This is a genomic window from Halomonas sp. ML-15 (genome assembly GCF_014779595.1).
Classification (GTDB): Bacteria; Pseudomonadota; Gammaproteobacteria; order Pseudomonadales; family Halomonadaceae; genus Franzmannia.
Window position 1 is genome coordinate 1,664,068 of the sequence record NZ_JACXZT010000019.1, and the last position, 384, is coordinate 1,664,451.

A 384-nucleotide genomic window follows, 5' to 3' on the forward strand; every position below is an offset into this window, starting at 1 on the left:
AGGGGCCGGCCCGCGAAGCGGCCCCACAAAGTAGAAAGCGGGTCTCCCCATGACCATGAAAAAACCCCGAACACTGAGTGCTCGGGGTTTTTTCGGTATAAGTGCCTGACGATGACCTACTCTCACATGGGGAGACCCCACACTACCATCGGCGCTGAGCGGTTTCACTGCTGAGTTCGGCAAGGGATCAGGTGGTTCCCGCACGCTATGGTCGTCAGGCGAAAAACAGTGGAATCATGCCAACCCGCGATACGTCTCAACGCATCCGTTAATTGTCGCGTAATCTACAGACCCCTTGGGGTTATATGGTCAAGCCTCACGGGCCATTAGTACACGTTAGCTCAACACATTGCTGTGCTTCCACACCGTGCCTATCAACCAGCT

At 55.2% G+C, this 384-nt stretch carries 1 rRNA gene; it reads right to left on the minus strand.

Annotation, left to right across the window (positions count from 1 at the left end):
* Nucleotides 1-103: 103 nt before the first annotated feature.
* Nucleotides 104-219, minus strand: a 5S ribosomal RNA gene (gene rrf, locus IEI94_RS19510).
* Between the last annotated feature and the right edge of the window lie 165 nt (nucleotides 220-384).